Raw genomic sequence first — 1,326 nt, 5'->3', positions numbered from 1 at the left:
GGATAAAGTCCGTATAATTGTGTAAAAGTAAAAAGGCCATATAACAGTCCTTTTACGGTACAATGTTTTTAACGACAAAAACATACCCAGGAGGACTTTTACATGACCCAAGTACATTTTACACTGAAAAGCGAAGAGATTCAAAGCATTATTGAATATTCTGTAAAGGATGACGTTTCTAAAAATATTTTAACAACGGTATTTAATCAACTAATGGAAAATCAACGAACAGAATATATTCAAGCAAAAGAATATGAACGAACAGAAAACCGACAAAGTCAACGAAATGGCTATTATGAGCGCAGCTTTACGACACGTGTAGGCACGCTAGAATTAAAAGTACCCAGAACACGTGATGGCCATTTTTCACCCACAGTGTTTGAACGTTATCAACGAAACGAAAAAGCCCTCATGGCTTCAATGTTGGAAATGTATGTATCAGGCGTTTCAACTCGTAAAGTATCAAAAATTGTGGAAGAACTTTGTGGTAAATCCGTCTCTAAGTCCTTCGTTTCTAGCTTAACAGAACAGCTAGAACCTATGGTTAACGAGTGGCAGAATCGTTTATTATCAGAAAAAAATTATCCTTACTTAATGACCGATGTACTCTATATAAAAGTACGAGAAGAAAATCGAGTACTCTCAAAAAGCTGTCATATAGCGATTGGAATAACCAAAGATGGCGACCGTGAAATTATCGGCTTCATGATTCAAAGTGGCGAAAGCGAAGAGACCTGGACAACATTTTTTGAATACCTAAAAGAACGCGGTTTACAAGGTACGGAACTCGTTATTTCTGATGCGCACAAAGGATTAGTCTCTGCCATTAGAAAATCCTTCACCAACGTAAGTTGGCAAAGATGCCAAGTTCACTTCCTAAGAAATATCTTTACCACCATTCCTAAAAAAAATTCAAAATCTTTCAGAGAAGCTGTTAAAGGAATTTTTAAGTTCACAGATATTAACTTAGCGCGTGAGGCTAAAAATCGATTGATTCATGATTATATCGATCAACCAAAATATTCAAAAGCTTGCGCATCATTGGATGATGGATTCGAAGACGCCTTTCAATATACCGTACAAGGAAATTCCCACAATCGACTAAAGAGTACCAATCTAATTGAACGACTGAATCAAGAAGTACGCAGAAGAGAAAAGATTATTCGCATCTTCCCCAATCAAACATCAGCCAATCGCTTAATTGGAGCCGTTCTTATGGACCTACATGATGAATGGATTTATTCTTCAAGAAAATACATCAATTTTGATAAGTAGAAATGGTAAAAACATTGTATAGCATTTTACACAGGAGTCTGGACTTGACTT

The 1,326-nt window shown here is 36.3% G+C and carries 1 protein-coding gene; it reads left to right on the top strand.

The features are described 5' to 3' along the window. Positions 1–102 precede the first annotated feature (102 nt). Positions 103–1,275 (top strand): IS256-like element IS256 family transposase, encoded by a 1,173-nt coding sequence (locus HUO09_RS21720; protein WP_000195429.1) that lies wholly within the window; start codon positions 103–105, stop codon positions 1,273–1,275. Positions 1,276–1,326 lie beyond the last annotated feature (51 nt).

This window comes from Vibrio sp. Y2-5, from assembly GCF_014596725.1.
In the GTDB taxonomy this organism is placed as follows: Bacteria; Pseudomonadota; Gammaproteobacteria; order Enterobacterales; family Vibrionaceae; genus Vibrio.
The sequence above is the reverse complement of the archived record's forward strand: the minus strand, read 5'-3'. Positions and strand labels throughout refer to the sequence as shown.

What these genes read in the sequence shown, in the direction of transcription:
- HUO09_RS21720 (WP_000195429.1), top strand. Translation starts at nt 103, where the DNA reads ATGACCCAAGTACATTTTACACTGAAAAGCGAAGAGATTCAAAGCATT.